14 protein-coding genes are annotated in these 15,845 nt (G+C 57.1%); 8 read left to right on the forward strand and 6 right to left on the reverse strand.

What is annotated here, in order from left to right:
• Nucleotides 1-116: 116 nt before the first annotated feature.
• Nucleotides 117-1,187 (reverse strand): LPS export ABC transporter permease LptG, encoded by a 1,071-nt coding sequence (gene lptG / locus LVJ78_RS04340; RefSeq protein WP_132953798.1) that lies wholly within the window; start codon nucleotides 1,185-1,187, stop codon nucleotides 117-119.
• The gene (gene lptF / locus LVJ78_RS04345; protein ID WP_132953797.1) at nucleotides 1,184-2,296 is read right to left on the reverse strand and encodes an LPS export ABC transporter permease LptF; all 1,113 of its coding nucleotides are present in this window, start codon (nucleotides 2,294-2,296) and stop codon (nucleotides 1,184-1,186) included. The genes lptG and lptF overlap by 4 nt, the downstream gene beginning before the upstream one ends.
• A gap of 146 nt (nucleotides 2,297-2,442) precedes the next feature.
• Here lptF and LVJ78_RS04350 point away from each other — a divergent pair, with 146 nt between their 5' ends.
• The 3 genes from LVJ78_RS04350 (at nucleotide 2,443) to LVJ78_RS04360 (ending at nucleotide 5,003) form a co-directional block, all read left to right on the forward strand.
• Nucleotides 2,443-3,858 carry a leucyl aminopeptidase gene (locus LVJ78_RS04350; RefSeq protein WP_132953796.1) on the forward strand — a complete coding sequence of 472 codons (1,416 nt, stop codon included), beginning with the start codon at nucleotides 2,443-2,445 and terminating at the stop codon, nucleotides 3,856-3,858.
• 110 nt (nucleotides 3,859-3,968) lie between these two features.
• On the forward strand, nucleotides 3,969-4,538 hold the full coding sequence (locus LVJ78_RS04355; RefSeq protein ID WP_132953795.1) for a flavin reductase family protein: 570 nt from the start codon (nucleotides 3,969-3,971) through the stop codon (nucleotides 4,536-4,538).
• Nucleotides 4,539-4,568: 30 nt separating this feature from the next.
• Nucleotides 4,569-5,003: a DNA polymerase III subunit chi gene (locus tag LVJ78_RS04360; RefSeq protein ID WP_132953794.1), complete on the forward strand. Its 435-nt coding sequence runs from the start codon at nucleotides 4,569-4,571 to the stop codon at nucleotides 5,001-5,003.
• Nucleotides 5,004-5,355: 352 nt separating this feature from the next.
• Here the strand turns inward: LVJ78_RS04360 and LVJ78_RS04365 are convergent, their stop codons facing one another.
• Both LVJ78_RS04365 and tsaE read right to left on the reverse strand, forming a co-directional pair.
• Nucleotides 5,356-6,657, reverse strand: coding sequence for an N-acetylmuramoyl-L-alanine amidase (locus LVJ78_RS04365; RefSeq protein ID WP_132953793.1), 1,302 nt, complete (start codon nucleotides 6,655-6,657; stop codon nucleotides 5,356-5,358).
• On the reverse strand, nucleotides 6,642-7,115 hold the full coding sequence (tsaE, locus tag LVJ78_RS04370; RefSeq protein ID WP_132953792.1) for a tRNA (adenosine(37)-N6)-threonylcarbamoyltransferase complex ATPase subunit type 1 TsaE: 474 nt from the start codon (nucleotides 7,113-7,115) through the stop codon (nucleotides 6,642-6,644). Before tsaE ends, LVJ78_RS04365 begins: the two co-directional genes overlap by 16 nt.
• A gap of 259 nt (nucleotides 7,116-7,374) precedes the next feature.
• Here tsaE and murI point away from each other — a divergent pair, with 259 nt between their 5' ends.
• Entirely contained in the window at nucleotides 7,375-8,184 is an 810-nt protein-coding gene (murI, locus tag LVJ78_RS04375; protein WP_132953791.1) for a glutamate racemase, read from the forward strand.
• Nucleotides 8,185-8,279: 95 nt separating this feature from the next.
• Complete coding sequence (locus LVJ78_RS04380) at nucleotides 8,280-8,528, forward strand: DUF1289 domain-containing protein (protein WP_132953790.1); 249 nt, start codon at nucleotides 8,280-8,282, stop codon at nucleotides 8,526-8,528.
• A 63-nt stretch (nucleotides 8,529-8,591) separates the two neighbouring features.
• On the opposite strand, the gene dsbD is transcribed toward LVJ78_RS04380, so the two are convergent.
• On the reverse strand, nucleotides 8,592-10,382 hold the full coding sequence (dsbD, locus tag LVJ78_RS04385) for a protein-disulfide reductase DsbD (RefSeq protein WP_132953789.1): 1,791 nt from the start codon (nucleotides 10,380-10,382) through the stop codon (nucleotides 8,592-8,594).
• Between the two features lie 169 nt (nucleotides 10,383-10,551).
• Nucleotides 10,552-11,325, reverse strand: a complete 774-nt coding sequence (locus LVJ78_RS04390; protein ID WP_132953788.1) for an IclR family transcriptional regulator — start codon at nucleotides 11,323-11,325, stop codon at nucleotides 10,552-10,554.
• 184 nt (nucleotides 11,326-11,509) lie between these two features.
• Here LVJ78_RS04390 and gabT point away from each other — a divergent pair, with 184 nt between their 5' ends.
• From gabT to LVJ78_RS04405, 3 genes are all read left to right on the forward strand, one after another.
• Nucleotides 11,510-12,769 (forward strand): 4-aminobutyrate--2-oxoglutarate transaminase, encoded by a 1,260-nt coding sequence (gabT, locus tag LVJ78_RS04395; RefSeq protein ID WP_132953787.1) that lies wholly within the window; start codon nucleotides 11,510-11,512, stop codon nucleotides 12,767-12,769.
• A gap of 39 nt (nucleotides 12,770-12,808) precedes the next feature.
• Complete coding sequence (locus LVJ78_RS04400; protein WP_132953786.1) at nucleotides 12,809-14,242, forward strand: NAD-dependent succinate-semialdehyde dehydrogenase; 1,434 nt, start codon at nucleotides 12,809-12,811, stop codon at nucleotides 14,240-14,242.
• A 327-nt stretch (nucleotides 14,243-14,569) separates the two neighbouring features.
• Complete coding sequence (locus LVJ78_RS04405) at nucleotides 14,570-15,772, forward strand: aromatic amino acid transport family protein (protein WP_132953785.1); 1,203 nt, start codon at nucleotides 14,570-14,572, stop codon at nucleotides 15,770-15,772.
• Nucleotides 15,773-15,845 lie beyond the last annotated feature (73 nt).

Genomic DNA, 15,845 nt, shown 5'->3' on the forward strand with positions numbered 1-15,845 from the left:
TGCTTATTACTTTCTTTTACCCTAACACAGATTTTTCGGCTTGTCACACCGCGCCGATAAGGAAAGGCCGTCTGAAAGCGCTTTCAGACGGCCTTGGCGGCAAGCGGAGCAGATGTTTAGCGCCGCTCTTGCCGACGGATTAAATACACGCCCAGCAAGCCGAATAATAGAGTGGGCAACACGGCGGCGATAAACGGCGGCACGTTATAGAGCTGGCTGGTAAAGCCAAACAGGCGGCCGGCAAAGTGAAAAGCCAGCCCCAGGCAAATGCCGAAGAAAAGCTTCAAGCCCATATTGCCGTGGCGGGTGGATTGCGGGGTGAACGAGAGCGCCACCAGCGCCATAATCATGGCCGCTACCGGATACATCAGCTTGCGCCACCAAGCGATTTCGTAGGTGCGGGTTTGCTGCTGGTTGTCTTTCAAATGGGTGATGTAAGTGGTGAGCGCCGACACCGACATTTGCTCGGGATCGACCAAGAGCACATCCAAAAGATTGCGTTGCAGGCCGATGGCCCACTCTTTTTCCGGTTGATGCTCGGTGCGCACCTGATCGTCTTCCAAAATGCTGCTGCGCACGTTTTTGAGCAACCAATGGTGATTGCTGCCAACGGTGGCCGAATCGGCGGCGGTGGCCTCGGCCAGCCGGAATTGCGCATCGTGGCGCCACACTTTCACATCAAGCAAAGTATGGTCGGGCAGCATTTCGCGCACATTGATGATGTGGTTACCCTCTTTGAGCCACAAGCCCTGGCTGCCGGTGCTGATTTTGCCGCTGATGGCGCTGGCTTTGAGATTTTCGGCGCGCTGGCTCATCGCCGGCGCGAGCCATTCGCCCAAAAGGGCGGTGGCCACGGCGAATATCAGGCCGAATTGCAGCAAAACGGCAATCAGTTTTTTGGTGCTCATGCCGCTGGCTTTCATCACCGTGAGCTCGCTGCCCGAAGCGAGCTGGCTCAAGGCAATCAGGCCGCCGATTAGCACCGCCAGCGGCAGCAGCTCGTAAGCATGCGCCGGCATTTGCATCAGCACATATTGCATCATTTTGGCGCCGTTGTAGCTGCCCTGGCCGATGTCGCCCACTTCGCTGATGATGTCGAAAAAGCTGTAAAGCGCCAGCAGCGCGAGCAGGGCATAAAGCGTCATGCTGCACAGCTGGCGGATTAAATAGCGGGTGAGCAGCTTCATTCAGCGCCCCCTTTCAGGCTGTTTTTCAAGGCCTGCCAAAACGGCTGCGCGGGCAGGCTGCGCACACGCAGCAACAGAATGGCCGCTGCCAGAATAAGCAGATGCAGCGGCAGCATGCCCAGCCAGAAATTGAGCTTGCCCTCTTCAACCGCGTTGCGCAAAAAGGTGAGGCCGTTTTGATAAATCAGATAAAAGCCGATGGCAATCAATATATTATAAGTGTGGCCGGTGCGCGGGTTGAAATAGGAAAGCGGCACGGCCAGAATACTCAGAATCAACACGCTGATGGGCAGCGATAAGCGCCACATCAATTCGGCCTGATATTGCGGGTTGCTGCTGCCGAAAAGCTGCGCGGTGGGGATGGTGCGCCGGTGCGACACCGGGTCGATGATTTTGGGCGCGGCGCTGATCACCAGGCTGAGGCTTTGAAACGACACCTGATTGTAGTCGGCCTGCCCGGGCGTGCCGCTGTAGCGGTAGCCTTGCTTGAGCTCGAGTGTGCGCTGGTTGTTTTTCAGTGAAAATTCGCCGGCTTTGGCAAACACGATGTTGTCGTTGCCTTTATCGTCGCGTTCGCGCAAAAACAGGTTTTTCATCACGCCCGAGTCGGTGTCGAAGGTTTCCACAAAATACACGCGGCCGCGGCTTTTGCCCAAGGCGCGGAATTCGCCGGCTTCCACCATCGATAATTCCTGCTTTTGCTTGAGGATTTCCGCATATTCGCGGCTGCGCAATTCAGCCCACGGCATCACCCAAAGCTGCATCAGCGCAATCAAAATGGCAAACGGCACGGCAAATTGCAGCACCGGGCGCACCCATTGCTTCAAGGCCAGCCCGCATGAGAGCCACACCGACATTTCGCTGTCGCGCCAATAGCGCGTGAGCACGGTGAGCGTGCTGATATAGGCGGTGAGCACCAGCAAAAGCGGTGTCATGCCGATAATCCAGAAGCCCACCAGCGCCACCACGGCATCAATCGCCACGCGCCCGTCGGCCGCGCGGCCGAGCAGGTTGATGGCCTGTGTGGAAACCAGAATCGCCAACAGCACGACAAAGATGCCCACCGCGGTGAACGAGAGCTCTTTAATGAAATTACGTTGATATATCATAAATAATGGGTTTGCCGTAGCGGTGCAGGGTTTCAGACGGCCGCTGTATTGGAGTACAATCAGCCGGTATTCCGTTTTCAGACGGCCTGTGCGGGATAACCAGGCCGTCTGAAACATATAACCGATATCGAGCCAGGAGAATGAACGTGGAATTTAGCACAAAAGCCGAAAAATTGCAGCCGGGCAGCGCGGGCGCGTTGCTTTATGTGTGCAGCGATGCCTGCCCGTGTGCACAACACAGTGCGCATGAGGCCGCCCAATTATTGTGCGCAGCGCTGGAAGAGGGGCAAAGCTTTGCCTGCACCCAAATCGCGCACCAAGGCGGCTTGCAGGCGGTAGCGGTGCTGCGCGTGAAAGACGAAGAACGCGCCACGCTGGAAAAAGCCGCCAAAGAAGCCGCCGCCTGGGCGCAAAAGCAAGAAAATGTAAAAATCGACGTGAGCGCGTTTGACGGGGTGGAAGCGCCGCGTGTGGCCGAAGTGTTGGCGTTGGCGTTGGGCGAGGCGGTTTACCGTTTCGAGCGCTATAAAAAAGAAGCCAAGCCGGCCAAATTGCAGCAAGCCGAGTTTTACCACCCCGATAGCAACTTGGCCGCCGCGCTGGCCGTGGCCGAAGCGCAAACCTACGGCATGAACATCGCCAAAGATTTGGGCAACGCCGCGCCCAACGAATGCACACCCGAATTTTTGGCCGACACCGCCAAGGCCGAAGCCAAAAAGCTCGGCGCCAAAGTGAAAATCCGCGGCAAAGATTATATCAAAGCCAATATGGGCTCATTTTGGTCGGTGGCCAAAGGCAGCAGGCAAAAGCCTTATCTGGTGGAATTGAGCTATTTCGGCGCGGCCGATAAAAACGAAGCGCCCACCGTGCTGGTGGGCAAAGGCATCACCTTCGACAGCGGCGGCATCTCGCTCAAGCCCGGCCTGAATATGGATGAAATGAAATTCGACATGTGCGGCGCGGCAAGCGTAATCGGCACTTTTTGCGCCGCCGTGAAGCTGCAATTGCCGATTAATCTGATTGCCATTGTGCCCACTTGCGAAAACATGCCCAGCGGCGTGGCCAACAAGCCCGGCGATGTGGTGACCAGCATGAAAGGGCTCACCATCGAAGTGCTCAACACCGATGCCGAAGGCCGCCTGATTTTGTGCGACGCGCTCACCTATGCCGAGCAATTCAAGCCCAAAGCCGTGATTGATGTGGCCACGCTCACCGGCGCCTGCATTGTGGCGCTCGGCCACGATGTGAGCGGCCTGATGGGCAACAATCAGGCGCTGGTCGACGATTTGCTCGCCGCTTCGCTGGAAGTAAACGACAAAGCCTGGCAGCTGCCGCTGTTTGACACTTATAAAGAGCAGCTCAAATCCAACTTTGCCGACCTGCCCAATATCGGCACGCCCGGCGCAGGCACCATCACCGCGGCCATGTTTTTAGCCAACTTCACCGAAGATTACCCGTGGGCGCACCTCGATATCGCCGGCACCGCCTGGAAATCGGGCAAAGAAAAAGGCGCCACCGGCCGCCCCGTGCCTTTGTTGCTCAATTATCTGCGCAACGTATAAAAAGAAGGAAAGGCCGTCTGAAAGCGGCTTCAGACGGCCTTTTGCCTATAACAAAATATCAAGTCCTCACACATCCTGAGCCATGCTTTCACAAACCATAAGGATGATTTATGTATCAAACGCTTAACCTCAACTTGGCGTTTACCCTTGTCGAGCCCTCGCCGGTGGTGTTGATTACCACGCGCGACCAAGGCAAAGACAATGTGTTCACCCTCTCATTGCTGATGCCGCTGGGCTTTGACGACGACAGCGGCTGCTGCAACATCGCCATCATGACTGGCCGCTGGAACCATTCCGCCCGCGCCATGCTGAAAAACAAACAATGCGTGCTGCATGTGCCCACCGCCGAGCGCATGGCCGACACCATCGCCATCGGCACCGTGAGCGGCGCGCAAGTGGATAAATTCGACCGCTTCGGCCTGGCGCGTGAAGAAGCCAAACAAGTGGATTGCGCCATCATCAAAGGCTGCGCCGCCTATATCGAATGCCGCGTGGTGGACGATATCGAGCAGCACGGCATCGTGATTCTGCGCCCTGTGTCCGCCGGTGTGAATGAGGCCGAAAACCGCAAGTCGAAAATCCATTCGGTGGGCGACGGCCGTTTTTTCACCGAAGGCGAGCGCTTCGACTACCGCGCCCTGATGAACGAAAAACTGCCGCCGCAATGCCAAATCAGCTGAGTCCTGCCGCTGCTTATTTTGAGAAAAACCATGCCCAAAGCCACGTTTTACACCCATGTCAGCCACGCTGAAGCCTTTATCTGCCGCCTGGCGCAACGCGCCGTGCAAAGCGGCCGCGTGTTGGTGTGGGCAGAGGGCGCCGCTGCCGCCGAGCGGCTCGATGCCGAATTGTGGCGCTTTGAGCCGGCCGGCTTTTTGGCGCATGAAATGTGGCAGGGTGGCGAGTGGCCGCAAGATGTGCCGCTGCTTTTGGGTGCGGGCGCCGATTTGCCCGCCGTGCCGACCGATTGGGTGGTGCTCAACGTGTCGCCCGAATTTTGGTGCGATGCCGCCCGACCGCCGGCGCGGGTGCTGGAAATCGTCGGCAGCAGCTTGGAAGAATTGGCCGAAGCACGCGAGCGCTTCAAGGCTTACAAACAGCAAGGCTTTGAGATTGAGCACCACAATATGCAGGGCAAAGCCTGATGCTCGCGGCGGGATGGCGCTGCAACCGGCAACCGCCTCATGATAGAAAACAGCTGCATGAAACAACATGGCCGTCTGAAAACGCGTTCAGACGGCCTTCTATAGTGAAATGCATAAAAAAGTGATACGCGGGTAGGTTGGGTTGCAAACCCAACAAATCCACAAGCCGTCTGAAAGGTTGGGTTTATCAACCCAACCTACGCCGTTGCAAAGTGTAGTTTTGTGTCACTTTTTCTTGTATTTCATATACCCATTGCCTATTCAAAGACCATCATTGCATGATATGGGAAAGGCCGTCTGAAAACGCTTTCAGACGGCCTTTCCCATTATCCAAGCACCTATACAAAATCCATCAGCGGCGCGCGAGCACGGCGGTGTTGAGATAATTGCGCACACCTTGGGCAATGGCTGCCGCACTTTGTTGGCGGAATGAGCTACTGGCCAAAAGCCTCTCTTCGGTGGGGTTGGACAAAAAGGCGGTTTCCACCAAAATCGACGGAATATCCGGCGCGCGCAACACGGCAAAGTTGGCTTGATCCACATGGCCTTTGTGCAGCTTGTTGAGCTTGCCCAATTCGTCGAGCACGCGGCGGCCGAGCACGAGGCTGTCTTTGATGGTGGCGGTTTGGGTCATGTCGAGAATGGCGTTGTCCACATTTTTATTGCCCACTTTTTGCACGCCGCCGATTAAGTCGGCGCTGTTTTGCGTTTGCGCCAAAAAGCGGGCGGCGGCGCTGCTGGCGCCTTTGGTGCTGAGCGCATACACGCCGGTGCCGCGCGCGCTTGGGCTGGTGAAGGCATCGGCGTGTATCGACACAAATAAATCGGCTTTGAGGCTGCGGGCTTTGGCCACGCGCACGCCCAGGGGGATAAACACATCTTCGTTGCGGGTCATGTATGTGCGGTAGCCCATGGCATCGAGGCGTTTTTTGGTTTCGCGGGCGATGGCGAGCACCACGTCTTTTTCGCGCAGGCCGCTGGGGCCGATGGCGCCCGGGTCTTCACCGCCGTGGCCGGGGTCGAGCACGATAATCGGCTTGCGGCTGCTGCCGCGCGGGCTGGTGGGCGGCGGGGTGTCGATAATGGCGGGCTGGCGCTCTTTCACCGGCGGCACGCTGCCGCTGCCGGTGCCGTCGCTGCGGATGCGGCCTTGGGAATAATCGTTGAGCAGCGCCATCAGCGGGTCGTTGGCTTCTGCCGCCAAGGCCGTGGCGCTGGAGGGGTAAAGATCCACCACCAGGCGGTTGCGGAAATTGGCCACCGGCGCGAGCGTAAACACTTGTGGATTCACCGCCTGCTTCAGATCAATCACCACGCGCACGGTGGTGGCGGTATTTTGGCCCACGCGGATGTTGGCGATATAGGGATCGTTTTGCTGCACTTTGCTGCTGATGGTTTGCAGCACATTATTGAGCGTGGCACCCTCGATATCCACCACCAGTCGGGCGGGGTTGTCGAGCGTGAAATGTTTGTATTTCATCGCGCTCGAGGCTTCAAGGGTGATGCGGGTGTAGGCGCTGGCAGGCCAGATGCGCACGGCCACGAATTGCGGTGCGGCGGCGGCCTTGGCCAGCGCGGCCAGCGGGGTGACGGTGAAAAGCAGGCCGGTGGCGGCGCTGCGGACAATTTGACGGCGGGTTAATTTTTGAACCATGCTTCTAAACTTTTCTGACCGGTTTCAGTGTGGGCATTCAAGGTGGCGCGGCGGCCGGTTTCGGTGTGGCCCAGGTGGATGTCGATATCGGGCAGCGGCGCAAAGCCCTCGCCCAGCTGCGGCCATTCAATCAGGCAGATGCTGTGCCCGTCGGCCAAATCGTCTAAGCCGGCATCGTCCCATTCTTCGGGGGCGGTGAATCGGTAAAGATCGAAATGGTGCAGGGTGAATGCGGGCAGCGGGTAAGATTCCACAATGGCATAAGTGGGGCTTTTTACCGCGCCGTCGTAGCCTAGGCCGCGCAACAGGCCGCGTGTGAAGGTGGTTTTGCCGGCACCCAAATCGCCTTGCAGATAAACCACCAGCGGCGCAGAGAGCGTGGCCGCCCAGCTGCCGCCCCATTGCAGGGTGGCTTCTTCATCGGGCAAAAAGCGGAAAAAAGGCGCGCTCGGGCTCATGCATCACCTGAAAAAACAATAAATGCCGATTATGCTTTAATTCAAAGGCTTTGCAAACCTCATTGATTGCTAAATTTGATTAAAGTTTCAGGCGGTAGAAACGTTTGCAAGGCGGGAATCGGTGTACAATCGCCGGATATTCGTTTAAAAGCATTCAGACGGCATTATTGAGGCGGCCTGTTTTTTTGAATGGAAATAATAACGATGCCGTCTGAAAAAGTTCAGACGGCCTTTAATGGTTTTGGATAAAGTCAACAATATGAGCAACAACAAACAACGCCCTATCGGCGTGTTCGATTCGGGGGTGGGCGGTCTCACCAATGTGCGCGCGCTGATGGAGCGGCTGCCGATGGAAAATATCGTGTATTTCGGCGACACCGCCCGTGTGCCTTACGGTGTGAAATCGCGCGCCACCATTGAAACCTTTACCGCCCAAATCGTTGAATTTCTGCTGCAAAACGATGTGAAGGCGCTGGTGATTGCCTGCAACACCATTGCCGCCGTGGCCGGCCAGAAAGTGCGCGCGATGGCGGGCAATATGCCGGTGCTCGACGTGATCACCGCCGGCGCCGAAGCGGCGCTTGCCACCACGCGCACCAACCATATCGGCGTGATGGCCACCAGCACCACGGTAAACAGCAATGCTTATGCCCGCGCCATCCACAGCCGCAACCCCGATGTGCGTGTGCAATCGCAGGCCTGCCCGCTGCTGGTGCCGCTGGTGGAAGAGGGCTGGCTCGATCACGAAGTTACCCGCCTCACCGCGCGCGAATACCTCAAGCCCTTGTTGGCCGACGATATCGACACCTTGGTGCTCGGCTGTACGCATTATCCGCTGCTCAAGCCTTTGCTGAAAGCAGAAGCGCCCGGCATCACGCTGGTGGATTCGGCGCTCACCACCGCCGAGGCGGCGGCGCAGGCTTTGGCCGCGGCCGATTTGCTCAACAGCGGCAACGGCAGCGCGGATTACCGCTTTTATGTGAGCGATATTCCGCTGCGTTTCCGCACCATAGGCGAGCGCTTTCTCGGCCGCAGCATGGAACAGATTGAAATGGTGTCGTTGGGTTGAGCACCACTTTCAGACGGCCTCAAACAATATCCGCTTGAAATAAAAAAGGTTTGCGGCACACAATAGCCGCCTCACTCAATGATACTGCCAAGCTTATGGAGCAACTGGAATTTTTCAGCATCCCCAGCCCCTGCATCGGCGTGTGTGCAGCCAACAGCAAGGGCTATTGCAAAGGCTGCCTGCGCAGCCGCGAAGAGCGCTTGTATTGGCTGAAGATGAACGATGTGCAAAAGCAGCAAGTGCTGCGACTGGTGGGCTTGCGCCGCCAGAAAATCCAGCGGCTGGCGTGGGAGCGGGGGCAGGCGCGGGTGGAATTGCCCGAGCAGATGGAGTTTGAGTTTTAGTTTGATTTTTTGTTGATAAGGCCGTCTGAAAATGCTTTCAGACGGCCTTATTGTTTGCTGCTTTTATTGCGCGTTTTGCCGATACCATTCAACAAACGCGGCCGGTTTCACAAAGCCCAGCAGCGCTTCGCTGCGGCGGCCGTCGGCATGCAGCACAAACACGCCGGGCGGGCCGAACAGGCCGTATTCTTTTAGCAAGGCTTGTTGTTCGGGCGTGTTGGCGGTGACGTCGATTTGGAAGAAGCGGTTCATGTCCACCGCATCATGCACTTCGGGCTGGTTGAGCGTGTAGGCGGCCATTTCTTTGCACGAAATGCACCAGTCGGCATAAAAATCGAGCAGCACCGGCCGGCTTGGGTCTGCCGCCAAAGCGGCCTGCATGGCGGCTTTCAATTCGCCCACATCGGTGTAGACATGGCCATGGCTGTCGGCTTCGGCCATCGCGGCCGGCGGCGTGAGGGTGAGAAAGCGGTGCAGCGTGGTGGTTTGCTGTTGGCTGCTCTGCCAGGCAAACCATGCGCCGCCCAGCAGCAGCGCCGTGCCCAAAAAGAGGCACACGTTTTTCAAGCGGCCGGCCATTTTCGGCGCTTGAGCAAGCAACAGGCCGGCGGGCAGCAGCATCAGCAGCGTGTAGAGTGCCACCACCAGCAAATAGGGCAGAAAAGGCGTGGCCAAATACACCGCCACCGCCAAGAGCACAAAGCCGAAAGCATATTTGATGCCGTTCATCCACACACCGGCTTTGGGCAGAATATGGCCGCCGAAGGTGCCGATGATAATCAGCGGCAGGCCGGTGCCGAGCGCCAAGGCATAAAGCGCCAAGCCGCCGAGCGCGGCATCGCCGGTTTGGCCGATATAGCCCAATGCAAAAGCCAAAGGAGGCGCCACGCAAGGGCCGATAATCAGCGCCGAGAGCATGCCCATCACAAACACCGAGGCGATTTTGCCGCCGCTCAATTTATTGCTTTGGTTTTGGAAATAGCTTTGCACGGCGGCGGGCAGCTGGATGCTGAAGAGGCCGAACATCGAGAGCGCAAGCACGACCATCAACGCAGCGGCCGCCAGCACCACCCACGGCTGTTGCAGCCACACGGTGAGCAGCGCGCCGGTGAGGCCGGCTATCACGCCGACCAAAGTGTAAGTGAGCGCCAGCCCCTGCACATACACCATCGAGAGCGCAAATGCGCGCCCTTTGGAAGCGGCTTTGTCGCCCACCACAATGCTCGACACAATCGGAATCAGCGGATACATACAGGCGGTGAAGCTCAGCCCCAAGCCCGCGAGAAAAAACGCCAATAAATTGGCGTTGAGCGTATCCCATGAAAGCTTGAAGCGGCTGCTCTCAGGTGCGCCGTCGGTCGGGCGCGATGCCGGAGCAGGCTGCAAAAAACGCTCTTTGGCGCTGGCGGGTGCTGCATCCGGCGCTTGATAGAGGCCGTTGCCGTCGATATCAAACGTGGTTTCCACCGGCGGATAGCACACGCCCACATCGGCGCAGCCTTGGTAGCTCAGCGTGAGCGTGTAGGGCGGCGGCGCAGGCTGCCGATAAGCCCAGTTGATTTGCGCGGCTTGATGGTAAACCGTTTGTCTGCCGAAAAATTCGTCTTCTTTCATTTCGCCGGGGCTGAATTGCGGCGCGGCAAGCAGCCCGGCAGGAGCGGTGTCGGCCAGCATTTTCGATTGATACATATAATAACCATCGGCAATGGCAAACTGCACGTTGATGCCTTGCTCGGTGGCGTTAACCTGCGGCACAAAAGCCTGCTCGGCCGGCAAGAGCTTCGATGCGTCAATGGCGTGGGCGCTGCCGGCCAGCGCGAAAAAAGCGGCCAAAAAGTAAAAGAGTTTTTTCATATTGTGCAAATCAAAAGTTCAGACGGCCTGAATGAAGGTGTGGTTATAAAGCCTTATTGAGGCGGCGTCAAATGGCAAGGGCGGCATAAGGTTTGCGCCGGATGAGCGATTATAAGCGCATCGGGCTGCCGTGGCACTTAGCCGAAAGTAGTGCGGCAGCCAAGCATTGCTATGCCGGCAACTGGCCGCCCAAGGTGCGTGTGAGCTGCGCGGCCAGCTTTTTCAACCCGTCCACCAAATGTTGGCGGGTTTTTTCATCGGCTTCCGCTTCAATCAGGCTGGCCGCCACGCCGAAGCGCGCCTGCCCTGCGTGGTCAAACACCGCCGTGCCGAAGCAGTGCATGCCGCGGCGCAGCTGGCCATCGTCGAGTGCATAGCCTTGGCGGCGGCAGCCGGCCAGCTCGTCGGCCAGCTCAGTGTGGCTTTGCACGCTGCGCTCGGTGTAGGGCGGCGGAAATTGCGGCAGCAGCGCCTGCACTTCGGCCGCGCTCAAGGCGCTCAGCATCATTTTGCCGGTGGCGGTAAACACCGCCGGCAGCTGCATGCCGATGCGGAAAGTGAAGCCCAGCGGCGATTGGCTGTTGCGGCAGGCCAAATACACCACTTGGTCGTTGCTGAGGGTGGAGAGCGTGAGCGTGTAGGGATCAAGCTCGGGCAGGCGGGCGATGGCTTCGTGAAATTCGGCCACAATATCTTGCTGTGCCAAAAAGCCGTTGGCCCAATACATCACATGCGCACCCAGCACAAAATGGCGCTCGTCGGCTTTGCGCAACAGGCCGGCGGCCAGCAGGCTGCCGATGAGGCCGTGCACCGAGCTGCGCGGCAAATCAAGCAATTTGGCGATTTCCGCGCCGCTCAAAGGTGTGGCTTCACGGGCAAGCAAATCGAGAATGCGCACCGCTTTATCAAGGGCGGGCACGGTGGAGGCAGATTTTTCAGACATTTTTATTGACTATTTTTATAAGATGGGGTTACATTTGTTCAGTATTTGAAATTGTTGTTCAATATATCGAACAATAAGCTGATTTAGATATTGTACTGAATCTGCGTTAATATTTCATGCGGTGTACAAACCTTTACCTTGTGCGCTGCGTTTATTCCGATTGACCCGATTGAAAGGAAGTGCCATGAGCGATTTGATTACCCGTATGCGTGAGGCTCTGCCCAACGGCGCCAGCGTGATGTGCGACTGGTTTGCCCAAAGTGCCGAAAATGCCACCATCACCGCCGCCGACGGCCGCAAGATCATTGATTTTGCCGGCGGCATCGGTGTGTTGAACACCGGCCACCGCCACCCGAAAGTGGCTGCTGCTGTGGCGGCGCAATTGGAAAAATTCACCCACACCGCTTTTCAGGTGGTGCCGTATGAAAGCTATGTGTTGCTGGCCGAGCGCATCAATAAGCTGGTGCCGATTGGCGGCAAAGTGAAAAGCCAATTCTTCTCCAGCGGCGCAGAGGCGGTGGAAAACGCGGTGAAAATCGCCCGCTCGGCCACGCGCCGCAACGGCGTGATTGCCTTTGGCGGTGCTTTTCACGGCCGCACCATGATGACGCTGGCACTTACCGGCAAGGTGCTGCCTTATCAAGCCGATTTCGGCGCCATGCCGGCCGGTGTGTTTCACGCGCTTTATCCGGCCGACACGCAAAACATCAGCGTGGCCGATGCGGTGAAAAGCATCAAACGCATTTTCAAAAGCGATATTCTGCCCACCGATGTTGCGGCGATTATTCTGGAGCCGGTGCAGGGCGAGGGCGGCTTTAATGTGTGCCCGCCCGAATTTATGCGTGCGGTGCGCGAAATTTGCGATGAACACGGCATTGTGATGATTGCCGACGAAGTGCAGGCCGGCTTCGGCCGCACCGGCAAATTGTTTGCGATGGAGCACTATGATGTGCAGCCCGACATCATCACCATGGCCAAAAGCATGGCCGGCGGCTTTGTGTTGAGCGGCGTGGCCGGCAAGGCGGAAATCATGGATGCGCCGCGCAAAGGCGGCCTCGGCGGCACTTATGCCGGCAACCCGCTGGGCGTGGCGGCGGCGATGGCGGTGCTGGATGTGATTGAAGAAGAAAAGCTGCTCGAGCGCTCGCAAGCTTTGGGCGCGCGGCTCACCGATTTTCTGCGCAATCTGAATGCGCCCGAAATCAGCGAAGTGCGCGGGCTGGGCTCGATGGTGGCGGCGGAATTCGGCGATGATGAAGCGCCCAACGGTGAATTTGCCGCCAAGGTGCAGAAGATCGCCATGCAAAACAACCTGCTGCTGCTCACTTGTGGCGCGCACGGCAATGTGATCCGCTTTTTATACCCGCTCACCATTGAAGATGAGCTGTTCGAGCAAGGCTTGGCGGTGTTGGAAAAAGCCATCGAACAAGCGCGCCAAGTTTGATTCAGACGGCCTCAAATTCATTTTAAAAAGGCAGAAGCCATGAAAAGCATAGAGCAATTATTGAATCATGCCGATGTGTCGTTTGAAGCGCTTTCAGACGGCATAGAAGTAACCAACCCAGCCACAGGCGGCACGGTGGCGTTTGTGCGCAAAACCTCGGCCGCAGCGCTCAACGAGTTGATCGGCCGCGCCGCTGCCGCGCAAAAAGCGTGGGCGGCGCAAACCGCGCTGGAGCGGGCCGATATTTTGTGGAACTGGTATCGGTTGCTGAAGGAAAACAAAGAAAACCTCGCCCGCATCATGACCATGGAGCAGGGCAAAAGCCTCACCGAATCGCGCGGTGAAATCGATTATGCCGCAGGCTTTATCCGCTGGTTTGCCGAAGAAGCGCGCCGCATCGACGGCGATATCCTCACCAGCGTGAAACCTTCGCAGAAAATGCTGGTAATCAAGCAGCCGGTGGGCGTTACCGCCGCCATCACGCCGTGGAATTTCCCCGCCGCCATGATCACCCGCAAAGCCGCGCCGGCGCTGGCGGTGGGCTGCGCCATGTTGGTGAAGCCGGCCAGCCAAACGCCGCTGAGCGCTTATGCGCAAGCCGTGCTGGCTTATGAAGCGGGCATTCCTGAAGACTTGTTTGTGATTGTCAACGGCAGCGCCGCCGAAATCAGCGATGTGTTTGCGCAAAACCCGATTATCCGCAAAATCAGCTTCACCGGTTCTACCGAAGTGGGCATCAAGATTTTCCGCAACGGTGCCGACCAAATCAAAAAGCTCAGCCTCGAATTGGGGGGCAACGCGCCCTTTATCGTGTTTGACGATGCCGATTTGGATAAAGCGGTGGAAGGCGCGCTGGCAAGCAAATTCCGCAACAGCGGCCAAACCTGTGTGTGCAGCAACCGCGTGTATGTGCAGGCGGGCGTGTATGAAGCGTTTTGCGCGCGCCTGGCCGAAAAAGTGGCCGCGTTCAAGCTGGGCAACGGCCTGGACGAAGGTGTGAACCAAGGGCCGCTGATTGAAGAAAAAGCGGTGCAAAAAGTGGAAGCACATATTGCCGATGCGTTGGCCAAAGGCGCAAGCTGCATCGCCGGCGGACAGCGAAGCAGCTTGGGCGGCACTTTTTTCGAGCCCACGGTGCTGCGTGATGTCACCGCCCAAATGCTGGTGGCGCACGATGAAACCTTCGGCCCTTTGTGCCCCGTGTTTAAGTTTCACAGCGAAGCAGAAGCGGTGGCAGCGGCAAACAACACCGAATTCGGCTTGGCCAGCTATTTCTACACCCAAGATGCCGCCCGCCAATGGCGCGTGGCCGAAGCGCTGGAATACGGCATGGTGGGCATCAACACCGGCTTAATCAGCAACGAAGTAGCACCTTTCGGCGGCGTGAAGCTCAGCGGCTTGGGGCGCGAGGGCAGCAAATACGGCGTGGAAGAATATCTGGAGATGAAATATATGTGTTTGGATGTGGGCTGATTTGATGTTGGTTCAGACGGCCTTTATGGCTATGCAATAAAAGCTTGAGGCCGTCTGAAAATCTATCGGGCGTGATAAGCGCCTGTCTTTAGTCCGGTATTCTTTTCATTTGAAACAGGCCGTCTGAACAAGACTGCATGTTGGCGCGACAGCATTTACCGGAATTTTAACTTTTAATATAAATCAGTGTGTTGCGCTGTTGATGCAACACGCGGGGCTGTTTGTATTCTGCATTTTCAGACGGCCTTGAAAACAAACGGATATAACAAGAAAACGTTGGGATTTCATCAGCAAGATAAATCATCAGCAAGATAAAGGAGCAATAAGATGTCAGACGTATTAAAAGCAGAAAAAATCACCTTTGCCGAAGGGGTGTTTATGATTGTGGGCACCAATATCGGCGCGGGCATTTTGTCGGTGTCGTATGCGGCGCGAAAAGCGGGCTATCTGCCTTTGCTGTTTTGGCTGGTGGTGGTGGGCATCATCACCACCATCACCATGCTTTATGTGGCCGAGGCCACGTTGCGCACCCGCCAGCACGAGCAGCTCAGCGGCCTGGCACGCCGCTATGTGGGCGGCTTCGGCTCGTGGCTGATGTTTGCATCGGTGACGGTGAATGCGCTGGGCGCGCTGATTGCCTATATGAGCGGCAGCGGCGATTTGATGCACGCGCTTTTCGGCATCGATCGGCGTTTGGGCAGCGTGTTGTTTTTTATTCCGGCCGCGCTGATTCTGGTGCTGGGCCTGAAAGCGCTGGGGCGCAGTGAAAAAGTGATTACCTCGCTGATGATTGCCATGCTCGCCGTGCTGATTGGCGCAACTTTGGTGTTTCCCACCACCGATTTCAGCCATTTGCTCGATGGCAACTGGCTTTATATGGTGCCGGTGTTTAACTTGGTGGTGTTTATTTATTGCGCCCAATATATCGTGCCGGAAATGGCGCGCGGCTTGTCGCATGCGCCCAAAAAGCTGCCGCGTGCCATCATTACCGGCATGTTTGTGACTTTTGCGCTGATTGCGTTGGTGCCTTTGTCGGTGATTTCGCTCAACGGCCTCGACCACATCAGCCAAGTGGCCACCATTAGCTGGGGCACGGCGCTGGGTAGCTGGGCGTTTTTCATGGCCAACAGCTTTGCCTTGTGCGCGATGCTCACTTCTTATTGGGGCATAGGCGGCAGCTTTTTGAGCAATATCGCCGACCGCTTCAGCCTGCCCATCGACAGCAAAATGAACGTGCGCTTAGGCGTGGTGGCGTTGGTGGTGATACCGCCCTTTATCTTGGCTTACAGCGGCTTGGTGGGCTTTGTGGATGCGCTTTATTTCGTGGGCGTGTTCAGCGGCGTGGTGCTGAGCATCGTGCCTTATCTGATTGTGCGCGGCGCACGCCGCACCGGCAATAAAACGCCCGAATGGCATTGCCCGGCCTGGATGACGCACCCGCTGATTTATCTCACCATTTTCCTGCTCTACAGCTCGAGCGCGGTGTATGCCGTGTTGGCGAAAATGAGCTTGCTGCCGTCGGGTTGGTAAGGATTGGCAGATTGAAAACAGGCCGTCTGAAAGGTTTCAGACGGCCTGTTTGGTTTGGATAAAAAGTTTGGAT

It is taken from the genome of Uruburuella suis (assembly GCF_022870845.1).
Classification (GTDB): Bacteria; Pseudomonadota; Gammaproteobacteria; order Burkholderiales; family Neisseriaceae; genus Neisseria; species Neisseria suis.

Coding starts and splice junctions, on each gene's coding strand:
- lptG (WP_132953798.1), bottom strand. CDS start 1,187: ATGAAGCTGCTCACCCGCTATTTAATCCGCCAGCTGTGCAGCATGACG.
- lptF (WP_132953797.1), bottom strand. CDS start 2,296: ATGATATATCAACGTAATTTCATTAAAGAGCTCTCGTTCACCGCGGTG.
- LVJ78_RS04355 (WP_132953795.1), top strand. CDS start 3,969: ATGTATCAAACGCTTAACCTCAACTTGGCGTTTACCCTTGTCGAGCCC.
- LVJ78_RS04360 (WP_132953794.1), top strand. CDS start 4,569: ATGCCCAAAGCCACGTTTTACACCCATGTCAGCCACGCTGAAGCCTTT.
- LVJ78_RS04365 (WP_132953793.1), bottom strand. CDS start 6,657: ATGGTTCAAAAATTAACCCGCCGTCAAATTGTCCGCAGCGCCGCCACC.
- tsaE (WP_132953792.1), bottom strand. CDS start 7,115: ATGAGCCCGAGCGCGCCTTTTTTCCGCTTTTTGCCCGATGAAGAAGCC.
- murI (WP_132953791.1), top strand. CDS start 7,375: ATGAGCAACAACAAACAACGCCCTATCGGCGTGTTCGATTCGGGGGTG.
- LVJ78_RS04380 (WP_132953790.1), top strand. CDS start 8,280: ATGGAGCAACTGGAATTTTTCAGCATCCCCAGCCCCTGCATCGGCGTG.
- dsbD (WP_132953789.1), bottom strand. CDS start 10,382: ATGAAAAAACTCTTTTACTTTTTGGCCGCTTTTTTCGCGCTGGCCGGC.
- LVJ78_RS04390 (WP_132953788.1), bottom strand. CDS start 11,325: ATGTCTGAAAAATCTGCCTCCACCGTGCCCGCCCTTGATAAAGCGGTG.
- gabT (WP_132953787.1), top strand. CDS start 11,510: ATGAGCGATTTGATTACCCGTATGCGTGAGGCTCTGCCCAACGGCGCC.
- LVJ78_RS04400 (WP_132953786.1), top strand. CDS start 12,809: ATGAAAAGCATAGAGCAATTATTGAATCATGCCGATGTGTCGTTTGAA.
- LVJ78_RS04405 (WP_132953785.1), top strand. CDS start 14,570: ATGTCAGACGTATTAAAAGCAGAAAAAATCACCTTTGCCGAAGGGGTG.